At 37.4% G+C, this 17121-nt stretch carries 14 protein-coding genes; all 14 read left to right on the top strand.

Annotated features, from left to right (window positions below; genetic code table 11):
- Positions 1-192: 192 nt before the first annotated feature.
- The 14 genes from FG390_RS04650 (at position 193) to hutU (ending at position 17116) form a co-directional block, all read left to right on the top strand.
- Positions 193-672: a DUF697 domain-containing protein gene (locus FG390_RS04650; RefSeq protein ID WP_141189863.1), complete on the top strand. Its 480-nt coding sequence runs from the start codon at positions 193-195 to the stop codon at positions 670-672.
- 329 nt (positions 673-1001) lie between these two features.
- Positions 1002-2009 (top strand): aldo/keto reductase, encoded by a 1008-nt coding sequence (locus FG390_RS04645; protein WP_141189862.1) that lies wholly within the window; start codon positions 1002-1004, stop codon positions 2007-2009.
- A 182-nt stretch (positions 2010-2191) separates the two neighbouring features.
- Positions 2192-4267 (top strand): catalase, encoded by a 2076-nt coding sequence (locus tag FG390_RS04640; RefSeq protein WP_141189861.1) that lies wholly within the window; start codon positions 2192-2194, stop codon positions 4265-4267.
- Between the two features lie 462 nt (positions 4268-4729).
- Positions 4730-5716 (top strand): zinc-dependent alcohol dehydrogenase, encoded by a 987-nt coding sequence (locus FG390_RS04635; protein ID WP_141189860.1) that lies wholly within the window; start codon positions 4730-4732, stop codon positions 5714-5716.
- Between the two features lie 149 nt (positions 5717-5865).
- Positions 5866-7182: a histidinol dehydrogenase gene (gene hisD / locus FG390_RS04630; RefSeq protein ID WP_141189859.1), complete on the top strand. Its 1317-nt coding sequence runs from the start codon at positions 5866-5868 to the stop codon at positions 7180-7182.
- A 70-nt stretch (positions 7183-7252) separates the two neighbouring features.
- A complete protein-coding gene (locus FG390_RS04625) occupies positions 7253-8224 on the top strand; it encodes an ABC transporter substrate-binding protein (RefSeq protein ID WP_181406374.1) in 972 nt (323 codons plus the stop codon).
- A gap of 117 nt (positions 8225-8341) precedes the next feature.
- Entirely contained in the window at positions 8342-9106 is a 765-nt protein-coding gene (locus tag FG390_RS04620) for an ABC transporter permease (RefSeq protein WP_141189857.1), read from the top strand.
- Positions 9107-9139: 33 nt separating this feature from the next.
- Positions 9140-9910, top strand: a complete 771-nt coding sequence (locus FG390_RS04615) for an ABC transporter ATP-binding protein (protein WP_141189856.1) — start codon at positions 9140-9142, stop codon at positions 9908-9910.
- A gap of 30 nt (positions 9911-9940) precedes the next feature.
- Positions 9941-10711, top strand: a complete 771-nt coding sequence (locus tag FG390_RS04610) for an SDR family NAD(P)-dependent oxidoreductase (RefSeq protein WP_141189855.1) — start codon at positions 9941-9943, stop codon at positions 10709-10711.
- Between the two features lie 398 nt (positions 10712-11109).
- Positions 11110-12315, top strand: a complete 1206-nt coding sequence (locus FG390_RS04605; protein WP_246092685.1) for an aconitase X catalytic domain-containing protein — start codon at positions 11110-11112, stop codon at positions 12313-12315.
- Complete coding sequence (locus FG390_RS04600) at positions 12312-12737, top strand: aconitase X swivel domain-containing protein (RefSeq protein WP_141189854.1); 426 nt, start codon at positions 12312-12314, stop codon at positions 12735-12737. The genes FG390_RS04605 and FG390_RS04600 overlap by 4 nt, the downstream gene beginning before the upstream one ends.
- 180 nt (positions 12738-12917) lie before the next feature.
- Positions 12918-13367 carry a histidine utilization transcription antiterminator HutP gene (gene hutP, locus FG390_RS04595; RefSeq protein WP_141189853.1) on the top strand — a complete coding sequence of 150 codons (450 nt, stop codon included), beginning with the start codon at positions 12918-12920 and terminating at the stop codon, positions 13365-13367.
- 150 nt (positions 13368-13517) lie between these two features.
- Positions 13518-15032: a histidine ammonia-lyase gene (gene hutH / locus FG390_RS04590; protein WP_141189852.1), complete on the top strand. Its 1515-nt coding sequence runs from the start codon at positions 13518-13520 to the stop codon at positions 15030-15032.
- A 53-nt stretch (positions 15033-15085) separates the two neighbouring features.
- Positions 15086-17116, top strand: coding sequence for a urocanate hydratase (gene hutU / locus FG390_RS04585; RefSeq protein WP_141189851.1), 2031 nt, complete (start codon positions 15086-15088; stop codon positions 17114-17116).
- Positions 17117-17121: the final 5 nt, after the last annotated feature.

Raw genomic sequence — 17121 nt, 5'->3', positions numbered from 1 at the left:
AGGTGAAAACATATCTAAGAAACATTTTGGATATGTTTTTTTTTATTGAAAATGAAAGTTACGAGTTGAAAAAGATCTCAATAGAAATTAGACAAGACAAGAATAAATAGGGTTTAAAAAATAAAGGATAAGGAATATAAACGAAAGGATAGTTAAAGAAGGATAAACTTCAACTTCAAAAGGTGGAAGGTTATGTTACCACGAACGATCAAGGAACTAGAAGAAATAAAAAATGAGTGTACAAAAATAGTTAATAAACGTGCGTCTATTTCAGCTGTTGCGGCTGTGGTGCCCTTGCCTGCTGTGGATGTTGGAGCGGATATGGCGCTTATGATGAATTTATTGAATAAAATTAATCGTAAATTTGGCTTATCTCCTGAACAAATAGGTAAATTAGATGCATCGGTTAAGGCGCAAATCATGGTGATCATCACTTCTGCAGGAAGTCAGTTAGCAGGCAAGTTAATTACAAAGAAAACCGTTAGCATGTTATTAAAGAAAATTGGGAAGCGTGTCGCGGTTAAACAGGTGACGAAATATGTACCCATAGCTGGACAAGCTATTTCAGCAAGTATCAGCTTTGCAGCTATGAAATACCTTGGGAATGCTCATATTGATGAATGTTATGAAATATGTAGACGGATGATTGAAGAAAAGGATCGTGCAGTTTAATACCTCGATACCAATTTTAAATATAAAGATAACAAACGCTGAAGATAAGTGAGAAAAAATCCTTTGTTTGGATTCTGTTTTGGAATCCGGCATAAGGGTTCTTTTTATAACTTATTTCGTCAAATGGGTCCATCATCTAACCTAGAGATTAACCAACGTGCCTTCCATCCTCCATCTCTTCTTCAGTAAAGTTAACTTTCACTCTTTTTTAAAAGGATACAAATACCAATATGTGTTTCATTCAACAACACACGTGGTAGTGTATTAAAGACAATAGAATACCGTAGACCTCGTAAATCAGAAATATAAAAAGATAGGAGTGTAAATGAATGGAATACATTAATATTTCTGACACGGATATGAAAGCTTCTCGCATAGGTTTCGGAGGTTGGCCGATCGGTGGTTCCTCCTGGGGTGGTTCTGATGATTATGATTCCATAAGGACCATCCATGCAGCACTCGGTCAAGGCATTAATCTCATCGATACAGCGGCTGACTACGGAAAAGGACATTCTGAAGAATTAATCGGAAAAGCGCTGAAAGAGACGGGGAACAGAGATAAAGTATTAATCGCAGGAAAACCAGGACTAAACTGGAAAAAAGGACCGATCTTTCGAGATGGCTCAAAAGAAAGAATAACATCTGAAATTAATGACACGCTAACTCGTCTAGGGACCGACTATCTTGATGTTTACATTGTACACTGGCCTGATCCATTAGTTCCGATTGAGGAAACGGCTGAAGCAATGAAAGAGTTATATGATGCCGGTAAAATTAGAGCGATAGGCGTCAGTAATTTTAGTGTCGAGCAAATGGAGCAATTTAAAAAAGTCGCCCCTCTTCATGTAGCTGAACCACCATATAACATGTTTGAGCGAGATGCAGAAAAACAAATTATTCCTTATTGCATTCAAAATAACATCACACCTTTTCTATATAGCAGTATTTGTCGCGGTTTGTTATCCGGTAAAATGACAAAGAGTAGAAAGTTTAATCAGGGTGATATGAGAAAAGAGCAAGATCCTAAATTTCAAGAACCTCATTTTAGTCAATATTTAGCTACAGTTGACGAATTAAAAACATTTGCCAAAGAACGTTTTAATCGTCCTGTGATCGATTTGGCTGTTCGCTGGGTACTTGATAAATCAGTAACGGGCATCGCTTTAAGAGGTGTGCGTCATCCGGATCAACTTGAGACTCCAAATCAAATTGATGATTGGATTCTTACGGAAGAAGATATGGAAGATATTGATAAAATTTTAAATAAATATATTGAAGAACCGATTGGAAGACCAACCTTTATGGCTCCTCCAACCAAAGAACAAGTCAATGTTTGATCGAAAGAGACTCTACTATAAATAAGGTAGAGTCTCATGTTTTAGATAAAAAGATGAAGGGTAAGGGAGAAAATATAAGATAAAGTGAAACTTCCATCAGTGGAGTCTTGCTGCCCGTTAAGGCGGGTTTAATGACGGATTTCTACGATTGCTTGGAACAAAGGCGAAAAGGAGGAAACAAGATGAGCAAAGAACAAGAAAGTAAACCAGTTGAAGAAACAAGCAAGAAGAAACAATTAGATTCTTTTACCGTAGACAATAATGGTCAAAAAATGACGACGAATCAAGGTCTTAAAGTATCTGATGATGAAAATTCGCTAAAGGCAGGAAAACGAGGTCCATCGTTATTAGAAGATTTTTATCTAAGAGAAAAAATTATGCATTTTGATCATGAAAGGATTCCAGAACGCGTCGTACACGCTCGCGGATATGGTGTCCATGGATATTTCCAAGTCTATGAATCAATGGTTGAATTTACAAAAGCGAAATTTCTTCAAGATCCTACCGTGAAAACACCTGTGTTCGTCCGTTTTTCTACAGTTGCTGGTTCCAGAGGATCTGGGGATACTGTGAGGGATGTTCGTGGATTTGCGACGAAATTTTATACTGAGGAAGGAAATTATGATTTAGTTGGTAATAATATTCCAGTATTCTTTATCCAAGATGCGATTAAGTTTCCAGACCTTGTTCATTCATTTAAGCCTGAACCAAATAATGAAATACCACAAGCTCAGACGGCACATGATACGTTTTGGGATTTTGTCGCCAATAATCCAGAATCCGCTCATATGGTCATGTGGGCCATGTCTGATAGGGCTATTCCCAGAAGTTATCGAATGATGGAAGGTTTTGGAGTACATACGTTTCGTTTTGTGAATAAAGAGGGGAAATCACGTTTTGTTAAATTTCATTGGAAACCAAAATTAGGCGTGAGATCTCTCGTATGGGATGAAGCTCAAAAAATAGCAGGTAAAGACCCTGATTTTCACCGTCGTGATCTATATGAAGCGATTGAAATGGGACAAGCAGTCGAGTTTGAGCTTGGTGTTCAGATGATAGAAGAAGAGGAAGAATTTCGTTTTGATTTTGATATATTGGACCCAACAAAGCTGTGGCCAGAAGAAGTTATTCCGGTTAAAATTATTGGTAAAATGACCCTCAATCGAAATCCAGATAATTATTTTGCAGAAACTGAACAAGTGGCTTTTCATCCTGGAAATGTTGTTCCTGGTATCGATTTTTCAAATGATCCATTACTTCAAGGGCGCTTATTTTCATACACAGATACACAATTGATACGTCTAGGCGGCCCTAACTTCCATGAAATACCTATTAATCGACCTGTTTGCCCATTTCATAATAATCAAAATGATGGCTACCATAGGATGACAATCAATAAGAGTCCTATTTCATATCACAAAAATTCACTCCAAAATAATGCGCCAGAAGGGGCAACTGCAGAAGAGGGCGGGTATGTTCACTATCAAGAAAAAGTAGAAGGACGAAAAGTTCGGGCGCGAAGCGATAGTTTTAGCGATTACTTTTCTCAAGCCAAAATGTTTTGGAATAGCATGACGGACGTAGAGAAGGAACACATTATCGCTGCTTTCCAATTTGAAGTAGGAAAAGTAAAAAGCAAGAGTGTTCAACAACAAGTCGTGAATTTAATCAGCCATGTCGACCTTGAGTTGGCACAAAAATTAGCTATAAGTATTGGCGCAAAGATGCCTGAAAAGGTTAATGTATCCACTGTAACTATGAGTTCTCCAGCATTAAGCCAAGAATCAAAAATAAAATCAGCAAAGTCCAGTAAGGTCGCAATATTAGTGGAAGATGGATTTAATAGTCTGGAACTTAAGGAAGTACTTGATGCCTTAAATTCGGCAGGAATTATACCCCAAATCGTCAGTAGTCGTCTAGGAGTTTTGAGAAATGAAGATGGTCAAGAATTGGATGTTAGTTATACTTTATTAACAAGTGATTCTGTTCTTTTTGACGCCATTTATATCGCTGGCTCTTCAAAGTCAGTAAAGAAATTGATTGCTCAAAAAGAAGTTGAAGACTTTATTCATGAAGCTTTTAAACATTATAAGACCATTGGAGCAGTTGGTGAAGCAGTTGGCTTATTAGAAACGATTGGATTACCGATAAATCAACCTGGTGTGATAACAACAAAGAGTAATAGCAATATTAGTGAATTTAACGAAGAATTTTTGAAGGCTATTCAAGAACATCGCCACTGGACAAGACAAATGTAAATTTCCAAAAAACGTATTCTAGATATAATTTAGAATACGTTTTTTAATCACTCTTAAGTGAACCTACAGTGGGGGGTTACTACTCTTTAATGTAGGATAAAAAAATGTGTAAGAAAACCTAACATTTTTATTGAAAATATTTAGAAAATAAAATATTATCAAATTAAATCGAAAATCTCGTGAATTTAGTCATAAGAGGTTCAATAAAAAAGCAATCTCAATTAGTATATTAGTGCAAGACTAGTGAAGTATGAAGGGAAAAGACAACAAAATAACATAAGACCCATAGTGATCAAATTAGTTTATTTTAGGGGGTTGTACCATTTTTGGTATGGCCTCCTTTTTGATTTTTATATTTTTACTCCTTGCTTAGCATGTTCAGTTATCTATAATCTTTCGCTCAACCTATGTTCACAGAGTTAAGAATTAAAGATAAATTCAAATAGAAGAGAGGTGAAGAGAATGAAAGCATTACGTAATTATGGCATTCGCGATATAAAAGTTGAGTATATAGAGCAACCGATTCTGCATAAGAACGAAGCCTTGATTAAAGTCTTGTATGCAGGAATTTGTGGATCTGATTTGCATATTTATCGAAAAGGGATGTTTGTAAAACATTTACCAGAAACAATGGGTCATGAATTTGTTGGTCAAATTGCTGACATTGAGCCAAATAGTGAATTTTCAGTTGGAGATATTGTTGTCGGTGATCCACGTGTATACTGTATGACTTGCTTACCTTGTAAAGAAGGCGACTTTCAATGTTGTGAGAATCTTAGTTTTATTGGAGAAGCGGTGCCAGGTTGTTTCGCAGAGTATCTGACCATTCCAATAAATAAATTAATCAAAGTGAAGCAGAGTCATCAGTTAGAGGAACTCGCTTTATCCGAACCATTGGCTGTTGCACTCCATGTTTTAAAGCAAACGGATATCCATCAAGATGATCATATTGTTATTTTTGGAGCAGGAACGATTGGCATGCTTATCCTATTGCTACTAAAACAAGTATTTCAAGTCCATTCAGTCACTGTTGTTGATATATCAGAAGACAGATTGAAATACTGTTCGCAACTAGGAGCAGATCAAACATTAAATCAAGTAGAAGGGCAGGAAACTTTCGATAAAGCGATTGAAACATCAGGCGTAGGTGTTTGTTACAATACGGCCCTTCAAGTATTAAAAGCGAAAGGTACCATGTTAGTTGTTGCGTTGTATGAAGACGAGCTAACGATAGATGTAAATCCTATTATTTATAAAGAATTAAACATCATAGGCAGCAGTGCGTATACATTTAATGAACTCAAACAAGCCTGCCAACTTATCGATAAGAATCACATCAATATTAAGCCTTTAATTACTCAGATCATTCATGTCGAAGACGGTCCTGAAATATTTGAAAGTTTGATGCTCCCGATTAAAAATGACGTTAAAATTTTATTTGAATTTTAAATGATTGTTTAAAGAAATAAGACAAAGATGGTCTATTCAAAGAAAACTATAAAAAAAATGTCGATATTTTGGTACAATAAAGTGGCAGAGTTATAAAGCAACAAAGACTAGTTTGAAAATATCCGATGAATGGAAAGGGAAACGACAAAATGGTACTTAATAAAATAAAAATAAATAAACTTATTTGGAATCTAACATCAGAAGAAATGAAGACTAAGATTCTTGATAGAGCTAGTTTTGATATATCGGAACAAATAAAATTAATTGAACCTGTTTGTGAAGCTGTGAGAAATGAAGGCGATAAAGCCATAATAGAATTCACTGAAAAATTTGATCGTGTAAAACTTCAAAAAGACCAAATTGCTGTTAGTGAAGAAGAATTTCTAGAGGCTAAGCAACTGTTAGATGAAGAAACGAAGAAGGTTATTGAATATGCCACTCATAACATCCGTCGATTTCATGAAGCCCAGAAACCTGAACCAATGTGGATGATGGAAATGGAAAAGGGAGTCATGGCTGGTGAAAAAGTGACACCAATATCCGATGTCGCATGTTATGTACCTGGTGGAAAAGGTAGTTTCCCATCCGTTCTTCTTATGCTAGGAACACCTGCGACTGTCGCCGGAGTTGAAAAAATTATCGTTATAACGCCACCAAACAAAGAAGGGAAAGTGGACCCAGCTATTCTATATGCCGCTGATATTTTAAATATTCATGAAGTCTATAAAGCAGGCGGAGCCCAATCCATTGCGGCTGTTGCATTTGGAACGGAAACGATTCCGAAATGTTCAAAGGTTATTGGACCGGGGAGTTCGTTTGTTACGGCAGCTAAGCTATTTCTCAGGGAATACATTGATTCAGGTGTTCCAGCGGGTCCTAGTGAATCGATTATTCTTGCAGATGAGCATGCAGATCCTAAGAAGGCAGCCTTAGATCTATTAATTGAAGCAGAACATGGTCCAGATAGTGCCGCTTTATTGGTTACCCATTGTAAAGATATAGCAGATCAGGTCGAAGAACAGGTTTATCATTTAATAGCATCTTTGGAAAGTGACATCAGAAGGCAATTTGTAGAAACTGTCTTAACAAATTATGGTGGGATTATTATTACTGATAATTTAGAAGAGTCCATTCGTTTTGCTAATGAGTATGCACCTGAACACATCGAGCTGATGGTTGAAAAGCCATTTGAAATATTAAATGAAATCAAAAATGCAGGCGAAATCTTACTCGGAGATTATTCGGCAACGTCATTATTCAATTTTGTAGTAGGACCTAACCATACTTTGCCAACTGGGCAATATGCTAAAACGATTTCAGCTGTGTCTATTCATGATTTCTTGAAACGTAGTTCAATAGGTTATGTGACAAAAAGCGGCTTTCATACGATAAAAGATTATGCAGCAAAGTTTGCGGATATTGAAGGCTTTGAAACGCATGCTAAGGCGTTAAGAGAACGAAATTAATTAATGAATCTGCTTTTCAATTATGCAGACCGTTAATCTAATAAAAATATAAAATATGGGGGATATATTAATGAAAAAATTAGTGGGGATTATCGTAATGTTAAGTATAGTGCTGACCATGCTGGCAGGATGTAATTCTAAAGGAAATAGTTCTGGTGGGGATATGCCCACGTATAAAATGGGACTCTTACCTTGGACAGGCTATGCACCATGGTATATTGCTGAAGATCAAGGACTTTTTAAGAAATATAAAATCAATGTTAAATTGGTATCTTTTAAACAAGATGCAGATTTAAATGCTGCCTTTGCTTCAGATGATATTCAATTAGCCAATATTGCATCTCACACAGCATTAAGAATGGCAGGTCAGAATGGATTAGATATTAAATCTATTGTATTTTTGGATGAATCAACAAAAGCAGATGCGATGATCACGACAGGAAAGTATAAATCATTTGCAGATCTAAAAGGAAAGAAAGTTGCTTATGAAGAAGGAACGACATCTGACTTACTCTTTAAACAAGCGTTGAAAGACAATAACTTAACTTCTAAAGATTTCAAAATCGTATTATCTTCGGCTGCAGATGCAGGAATTGCCCTTGCTTCAAATAAAGTCGATGCAGCAGTAACCTATGAGCCTTACATTAGTGAAATAAAAAATAAAAATAAAGATATTCATTCCATCTATTCTGGATCTGATGCTCCAGGTTTAATAAGTGATATGACTGTTGTCAAAACCTCTTTCTTAAAAGACAATCCTAAAGTACAAGACAAATTAGAAAAAATTTGGGATGAAGCATTAGATTATTGGAAAGAAAATCCGGATAAAGGTAATGAAATTGTTGCTAAAGGAACAGGTAGCACGGTTGAAGATTTACCGCCAATTTTAGATGGTATTAAATTTTTCAGTATCGATGAACAAAAACAATTAATGGATTCGGGTGAATTAGCCAAAAACATTGAGAAAATCAAAGAGATTCTTACTTCTCAAGAAAAGTTCAAAAACGATGTTAACGTGCAAAATATCCTTTCTATTAAGTAAAGGGGTTTCAGTCCGTTGAAACTTCGGTAGATCAGATGAGTTTTTCTCTATCTGAATGAACCCGTTACCAAAGCTAAGGGTAAGGATTACCCTATTAAATAACAGATGGAGGGTGTCATGGGTAAGCTAAGATTAATTTCTGCTTCCGGAATTTTGCTTGTGTTTGGGGCTTGGGCTATTGTTACCTATTCAGGTCTTGTCGACGCTTTATTTTTACCAACACCAACGCAAGTGTTATTAGAAGCAAAAAAACAACTAGATGATGGAACGCTATTTCTAGATATAGAGATGAGTTTTTACCGGATCTTAATGGGATTTCTTCTTTCAACCATCTTTGCGCTTCCAATTGGTGTCTTAATGGGAACCTCTAAGTATTGGAATGCTTTTTGGGAACCATTGGTTGGTTTTATCCGTTATATGCCGGCTGTAGCCTTTATTCCACTTTCAATCTTATGGTTTGGAACATCTGATTTGCAAAAGTTTTTTATTATATTCTTAGGTGTGTTCTTTCAAGCCGTCATTATGATTGCTGATAATTGTAAAACGGTGAAGAAATCTGTTGTTGAAGTAGGGTTAACATTAGGCCTTAACAAGTTCGAAATTATCAAAGACATTATTTTTAGAGCCGCTCTTCCAAGTATTTGGGATACACTACGGACGATTTGGGGATGGGCGTGGACATATTTAGTTGTTGCCGAGCTCGTCGCAGCCTCATCAGGACTTGGTTTTCGCATTATGCAGGCACAAAGATATTTATCAACAGAGACCATCATATTAGGCATTCTTGTGATTGGAATCCTTGGGCTAGTGACAGATTTACTGTTTAGTTATCTAGCAAAAATCATGTTTCCATGGAGAGAACGGGAAAAGATAAGTAACTAGCTAACTAGGGTAAATCTATAGGAGGTTGTTTTTATGGCAGTAAACGAATTAGTAGCACAGAGTGTCGTTAAAGAATTTTCTCATAAGAAAAAGTCATTTTTAGCCTTGGATCATATCAATCTTAATATTGGAGAGCATGAATTTGTTTCTTTATTAGGACCATCCGGCTGTGGGAAATCAACGTTACTACGATTAGTAGCTGGGCTGGATAAGGTAAGTGAGGGCCAAATCTTATTAAGAGATCAAGAAATTTCTAAACCCGGCAGAGATCGTGGAGTTGTTTTCCAGCAGTATAGTCTTCTCCCGTGGTTGCACGCATGGGAAAATGTGGCCTTTGCTTTAAAAAAGGATAAAACAAAATCAAAACAGGAGAAAAAGGAATTGGCTTTCCATTTTCTAGAGTTAGTTGGATTAAAAGGATTTGAGGATGCCTATCCATCTCAAATGTCTGGTGGGATGCAACAACGGGTCGCTATCGCCCGTGCGCTCGTCTATAAACCAAATCTTTTGTTAATGGATGAACCGTTTGGTGCTTTAGATGCTCAAACGAGAAAAGAAATGCAAGATTTAGTACTTAAAGTATTCACAGAGGCGAGATCAAGCGTTTTGTTCGTCACCCATGATGTCGATGAAGCTATCTATCTTTCAGATCGTGTATATGTCATGTCAGCTAAACCTGGAAGAATAGCTAAAGAAATCAAGATTGACTTACCCAAACCAAGGGATTGGAATGTCCAGCTTTCGGAAGAATTTCTAAAGTACAAAAGAGAAATTTTAGTAGAGTTACAGAGTCAAAAGAAATGATAGAAATTGTGAGATAGAAAGGAGGCGAAAATCATCAATATAGATGAATTATTTCATTTAAAAGGTAAAGTAGCTGTGATTACCGGTGCTGGAAAAGGCTTAGGGCGTGGCTATGCGGAAGCCCTTGCAAAAGCTGGATGTACTTGTGTCTGTGTTGGCCGTGCGAAGGAATCTTTAGATGAAACGATTGAACTTATTCAGGAGATAAGTCCACAATCAATGGCTCTATCATTAGATATTAGTGATATTAGTAACATAGAGAAAGCGATAGACCACATTATTTCTGAATTCGGTCACATTGATATTTTAGTAAATAATGCCGGAACGGAGATTGCTAAAGACTTTGTAGATGTAAGACCTGAAGAATACGATGCTATTATGTCAGTTAATATGAAAGGCGCTTACTTTCTATCTCAAGCGATATCCAAGCATATGATTTTGAAGAAGCGAGGCAAAATCATCAATATAGCCTCATTAGGAAGTTATATTGGCCTTTCTGGTTCTAGTGTGTATTGTGCGTCAAAAGGAGCGATCCTGCAGTTTACAAAAACATTGTCAATTGAACTGAGCCCGCACAATATCCAGGTCAATGCCATCGCACCAGGCTATTTCCTTACAGATATGACGAGACCATTTTTTGAAGATAAAGATCATCGAAAATGGATTGAAGAGCGAATCCCTATTGGAAGAGTTGGAACAGCTCAGGACTTAGCTGGTACAGTCATATTTCTGGCAAGTCCAGCCTCAAATTACATCACAGGTCAAACCGTTATCGTTGATGGCGGCTGGCTTGCGAGCTAGAGGTATATATTGATAAATTTTAACGTAGCCATACAATTAAATATTCTATCCGAGTGTTTAGTCATAATTATAGTTTAGTAGAAAGTCGGGTTGATATAAGTAAGACTTAGTTTGTCTTGCGTTATATTAGTCCGGCTTTTTTTATATATCAAGTTATGTTAAAAGATACTGCCGTCAATAAAGTGAATTTTCAATCAGTCGGTTTTTTTCATTCCTCACTGATTGTTAGTCTGAACCATTCGGGCTTATACAGCGAGTTTCTCCCCACGTAGGCAGCCATGATCGTTTACACTCTTGATCTTAAGGGTGGGGGTTTTACTGCCCACGGGAAAAATGTTCATTCATTAGATGAAGCATGAGTCATTTAACATAGCTAACAAACCATAAAGGAGAAATGTATGATGTATTTAACAGATGAACAGAAACGCATGTTAGATGGAGAGTATGGCGAGGGAACGGCGCTTGCCATGCGGGTTCAAGTTGGAATTGGTGAGGCGTTTGGGGCAGAAAGAATGTTACCTATAACCCGAGCTCATGTGGCTTTGAGTAACCAAGATGCTGATGTATGGTTTGCAGAAAAATTAGCGGGATTGGGAGCGAAATGTCGTATTGCTCCGACAACAAATCCAGGTTTTGACGTGGAATATTTTAATGAACATGTTGATTTGAAGCCTGTTGATATGGAGCAAATGAATCGAACTTTAATGGCCTATCAAAAATTAGGGGCTATATTAAATTTCAGTTGTACACCTTATTTGTATGATAATATTCCAAGACAAAATGAAATCTGTGCATTTTCAGAGTCAAGTGCAACACCTTATATGAACGCCATCTACGGAGCAAAGAGTAATCGCGAATCGGCCTTAAGTGCTCTATGTGCCGGAATTACTGGAGTTGTTCCAGAATATGGTTTGTTGTTAGATGAAAATCGGAAAGGTGAAATATTGGTCGAGGTTGAAGCTGATTTAACCAATGACTTTGATTATCAATTGTTAGGTTATGCTGTTCCAAAGAAGATTGGGCATAAGATACCTGTTTTCTCAAATCTTCCACAGATGATTTCACCAGAAGCGATTATGTATTTATGCGCTGAACTGAATACGGCCGGTGCTGTACCAATGTTTCATATTCTAGGTGTGACACCGGAAGCGAAAACGTTAGAAGAAGCTTTTGGAAAGCGCGATTATGAAATTATAAAAATAACGAATGAAGATTTACAAGAAGTACACGAAAAAATTTCGGAACGAGCAGGGAAAATTGATTTTGTTCTCTTAGGATGTCCACATGTCACTTTAGATCAAGTGATTAAGATAGCCCATATGGTAGAAGGAGAAAAATTGAAATCAGAGTTATGGATTAATACATCAGCACATACCAAAGATGTTGTTAAGCGTATGGGGCTTTTAGAAGTTATTGAGGCAGCTGGTGGCCACGTTGTGAAAGATACCTGTATTGATCAGCCGATTTGGCATCATTTAGAGGGAAAATTAGGAGCAACGGAATCACCGAAATGTTCTTACTATGCAAAGCGAAGACAATTGAATTTTGTGATTAGACCATTTGAACAATGTATTCAAGGAGCATTAAAGGGGGAAATACAATGACAACAAAACAAGTTTACCCATGCCATAAAATCTCTGAAGGGGTATGTGCTGGTGAAGTATTATTCTCAAAGGATGATATGATGTTTTATTTATGCGATCCAGTGACAGGAAAGGTAATAGAAGAAAATCACTGTCTGAATGGGCAAAGTGTTTCTGAAAAAATTCTTGTTTTTCCAAGTGGTAAAGGCAGTTCCGTTGTTCAAACGGATGGACTGTATCAATTAGTAAAACAAAATAATGCCCCAAAGGCAGTGATTGTCGAACATCCAGACACAGTCCTAGTGTCTACATGCATTATTTTAGGAATTCCCATGGTTGATCAAGTTGATGAGGCTTTTTATCAATGTGTAAAGAATGGCGAAAGTGTGAGATTAAATACTGAAGCTGGTACAATCGAAGTCATTTCAGTATCCCATGTTTAAGCCCCTTTCTAACCATATGTATCCAACAAATGACATAGTATTCAAAAAACAATGTCAGAAAACCTTACAAGGAGATTGAAAATAATAAAAATATAAAATATTATATGAATAACGTAGCCCACTCTTTTACAACAATTTAGCCTAAATAAACTAGTGCACCTATTGAGAGGGGTAAATATCATGTCAGAATCTCAGTTTACCATGGGACAGTTAACGACTTTATGTACATTGCTGCATAATCACAAATGGAAGCATGTCATTGAAGCAGAAATGAAGGAACGTGGTTATAAGTTTACCATAGGGAAAGTTGGGGCAATGGACTTATCAAAAATTGTGGCAGCAGTAGAAACAAGTGCTAAAGCAAAACAGGTTATAGATCCCAATTCATACCGGGAAATTCATGCTCTTTATCATGCTATCATAGAAGCCATACAAGGTATTGGGCGAGGAACAGTTCAATTTGGTGATATTCTTCGCACGGTAGGGTTAACTTTTTGTATTGTTCGGGGTGAAGCAGAGTTTGCACATCATAAGGATGAGTGGATTAGTGTCTGTTTAAGTGGGACGATTGGAGCCCCAAGAAAAGGTTATGAACATGATGTTTTAGGGTTTGGATTTAACCACATTTAGGAATTTTAGTGAAAGACTTATAGATCATAACATGAAAATTTAAGAATATTGAATAGCCCATAGTCATATAGTAATTATTTAGGGGGTTATACCGAGTTTTTTTGGTATGACCTCCTTTTTGTATTTAATAAACGTTTGGAGTGGAAATGTATGACAGTGTATCTTGATGGAAGACAGTTAACGTTAGATCAAATAAAAGATGTTATCGAAGAAAAGGAAAAAGTTGAAATTCATAAAGCGGCTTGGACAAAAATTAGTCGAAGCAGACAAACGATTGAAACCGTCATATCCCGAGGAGATGTGGTTTATGGCGTAAATACAGGTTTTGGAAAGATGAGCGATACCTTAATTTCATCAAAGGATATCGGCCAATTACAAATCAACTTAATCCGTAGCCATGCATGTGGTGTAGGAAAGCCTCTTTCAGAAAAAGTCAGCCGGGGTATGCTGCTTCTCCGTGCAAATGCACTAGCAAAAGGATATTCAGGTGTGACGCATGAAACTCTTCAGATCCTTGTTGATTGTCTAAATTATGGCATCCACCCTGTTATTCCGAGTCAAGGCTCCCTTGGTGCAAGTGGTGATTTAGCTCCATTATCTCATCTTGCCCTTGTTCTAATTGGTGAGGGAGAGGCGATTTATAAAGGAGAAAAAATGTCGGGACTTGATGCGTTAAATAAATGCGGTCTAAAACCGATTACATTACAGGCAAAAGAAGGGCTTGCATTGATTAATGGAACACAAGCTATGACCGCGATTGGCGTTGTCAGCTATTTAGAAGCGAAAGATCTTGCTTACTTTGCTGATAGTATCGCAGCCTTAACTTTAGAAACACTCAGAGGTATTACTGACCCTTTCTTACCAGATTCACATCAAGTTAGACCATATCCAGAGCAAGAGGATGTAGCCAGACGTATTTTATCATTTGTTGATGATAGCCAATTAACAACCAGGCAAGGAGATATCCGTGTGCAGGATGCCTACTCACTTAGGTGCATTCCTCAGGTTCATGGTGCAATTCACCGAGTTTTGGGTTATGTGGAAGATACCTTAGCTATTGAGGTCAATGCGGCAACAGATAACCCACTGGTATTTTCAGATAGCGGGCATGTTATCTCTGGTGGTAATTTCCATGGTGAACCGGTTGCTTTCGCCATGGATTTTCTTGGAATTGCGCTTGCTGAAACAGCGAATATATCAGAACGGCGGGTAGAGCGACTCGTTAACCCGCAATTGAATGATTTACCACCTTTTTTAAGCATCGATCCGGGCCTTCAATCGGGTTTAATGATTACACAATACGTTGCGGCATCCCTTGTGTCTGAAAATAAAACTCTAGCCCATCCAGCAAGTGTCGATTCGATTCCATCTTCTGCAAATCAAGAAGATCATGTCAGTATGGGGACAACAGCTGCAAGACATGCACACCAAATTATTCAGAACACTAGACGTGTCATTGCAATAGAAGCCCTTTGCGCCGCCCAAGCAGCGGATGTTCGCGGTTCAGAGAAATTAGCTTCTTATACAAAATCTATTTATGATTTCATCAGATCAAAAGCACCAACCATTACAGAAGACCGTGAGTTTTCTAAGGATATTCAAAATATTGAAAAAGGAATCCTTCAGGAAGAGTGGAAAACTTATATTAATGAAGGTGTGTCGTGAAAACAGCATTTAAATCGTAAATATAAATATTGAAGTTAAAGGAGTTAATAAAAATGGATGACAATCAAAAAATGATGACAGCGATGCATATTACATTGGATGATGAGTTGCCTGATATGCCTGCTTTTGCCAGGGGTATAAGAAGAGCTCCTGATAGAGGGTACTCTTTAAATGAAAAACAAACCGAAGTAGCGTTAAAAAATGCCCTTCGATACATTCCTAAAAAACATCATGCTAAATTACTACCTGAATTTTTACATGAATTGAAAACACGTGGTCGAATTTATGGTTATCGTTTTCGCCCTGAAGGTCGTATTTACGGAAAACCAATTGATTCGTACAAAGGAAAGTGCACAGAGGGTAAGGCATTTCAAGTGATGATTGACAATAATTTAGATTTTGATGTTGCTCTATATCCGTATGAGCTCGTGACGTATGGTGAAACAGGAAGTGTATGTCAAAACTGGATGCAATATCGTTTAATAAAAAAGTATCTTGAAATAATGGAAGCAGATCAAACGTTAGTTATTGAATCAGGTCATCCTCTTGGGTTATTTAAAACAAGAGAAAATGCACCGCGAGTCATTTTGACCAATGCCATGATGGTGGGGATGTTCGATAATTTAGAAGACTGGGAAATCGCTGAACAAATGGGAGTTGCTAACTATGGTCAAATGACGGCTGGAGGATGGATGTATATTGGCCCTCAAGGGATTGTACATGGGACGTATAATACATTACTTAATGCTGGAAGACTTGAACTCGATATTCCAAATGACGGGGATTTAACCTCACACCTTTTTGTGAGCTCGGGTCTTGGAGGAATGAGTGGTGCTCAGCCAAAAGCGGTTGAAATTGCCAATGGTGTTGGTATTATCGCAGAAGTTGATCCATCAAGAATTCAAACTCGCCTCGATCAAGGTTGGGTCAATGTTTCTTCAGAAGATCTTGAAGTTGTATTCAAGATAGCCGAAGAACATCTTAATAAAGGGGAGACCATCTCTATTGCCTATCAAGGAAATATTGTTGACTTGTTAGAATATGCCGTAGAGCATGACATTAAAATCGATTTATTGTCCGATCAAACCTCTTGCCATGCTGTTTATGAAGGTGGCTACTGTCCGCAGGGGATCACATTTGAAGAAAGAACACGTTTATTGAGCGAGGATCGCGCCAAGTTTAAGAAACTCGTAGATAAAAGCTTGAATCGTCACTATGAATTAATTAAAGCATGTAAACAAAAGGGAACCTATTTCTTTGATTACGGGAACTCATTCTTAAAGGCAGTATATGATGCGGGTGTGAAAGAAATTTCAAAGAATGGTATTGATGAAAAGGACGGTTTTACGCTTCCTTCGTATGTCGAAGATCTCATGGGTCCGCAATTATTTGATTACGGTTATGGGCCATTTAGATGGGTATGTCTAAGCGGTAAAGATTCAGATTTACAAAAAACCGACAAAGCAGCCATGAGTTGTATTGATCCCGAAAGAAGATACCAAGATCGAGATAATTATAATTGGATTCGGGACGCAGAGAAAAATGAACTTGTAGTGGGAACAAAGGCACGAATTTTATACCAAGATGCAGAAGGTCGTATGAATATTGCTCTTAAATTTAATGAGATGGTAAGAAATAATGAAATTGGCCCCGTCATGATTGGTCGCGATCATCATGATGTCAGCGGGACAGATTCTCCTTTCCGAGAAACAGCTAATATTAAAGATGGCAGTAATGTCATGGCTGATATGGCTATTCAATGTTTTGCAGGAAATGCAGCAAGAGGAATGAGCCTTGTTGCCTTGCATAATGGCGGTGGTGTAGGTATTGGCAAATCGATTAATGGCGGATTTGGTTTAGTTTTAGACGGTAGTGAACGAGTTGATGAAATTATCAAGAGTGCGATATTGTGGGATGTTATCGGAGGCGTAGCAAGAAGAAGCTGGGCAAGGAACGAGCATTCCATTGAAACAATAGCTGAATTTAATGATAAGTACAAAGGTGACAATCATGTCACAATGCCTTACTTGGTAGATAATGCCCTTCTTGCAAACTTAGATCTATCAAAACAGGAAAAGGAATGAATGGA

Origin of the sequence: Terrilactibacillus laevilacticus (genome assembly GCF_006517395.1) — a bacterium.
GTDB classification, from domain to species: domain Bacteria; phylum Bacillota; class Bacilli; order Bacillales; family Sporolactobacillaceae; genus Terrilactibacillus; species Terrilactibacillus laevilacticus.
The sequence above is the reverse complement of the archived record's forward strand: the minus strand, read 5'-3'. Positions and strand labels throughout refer to the sequence as shown.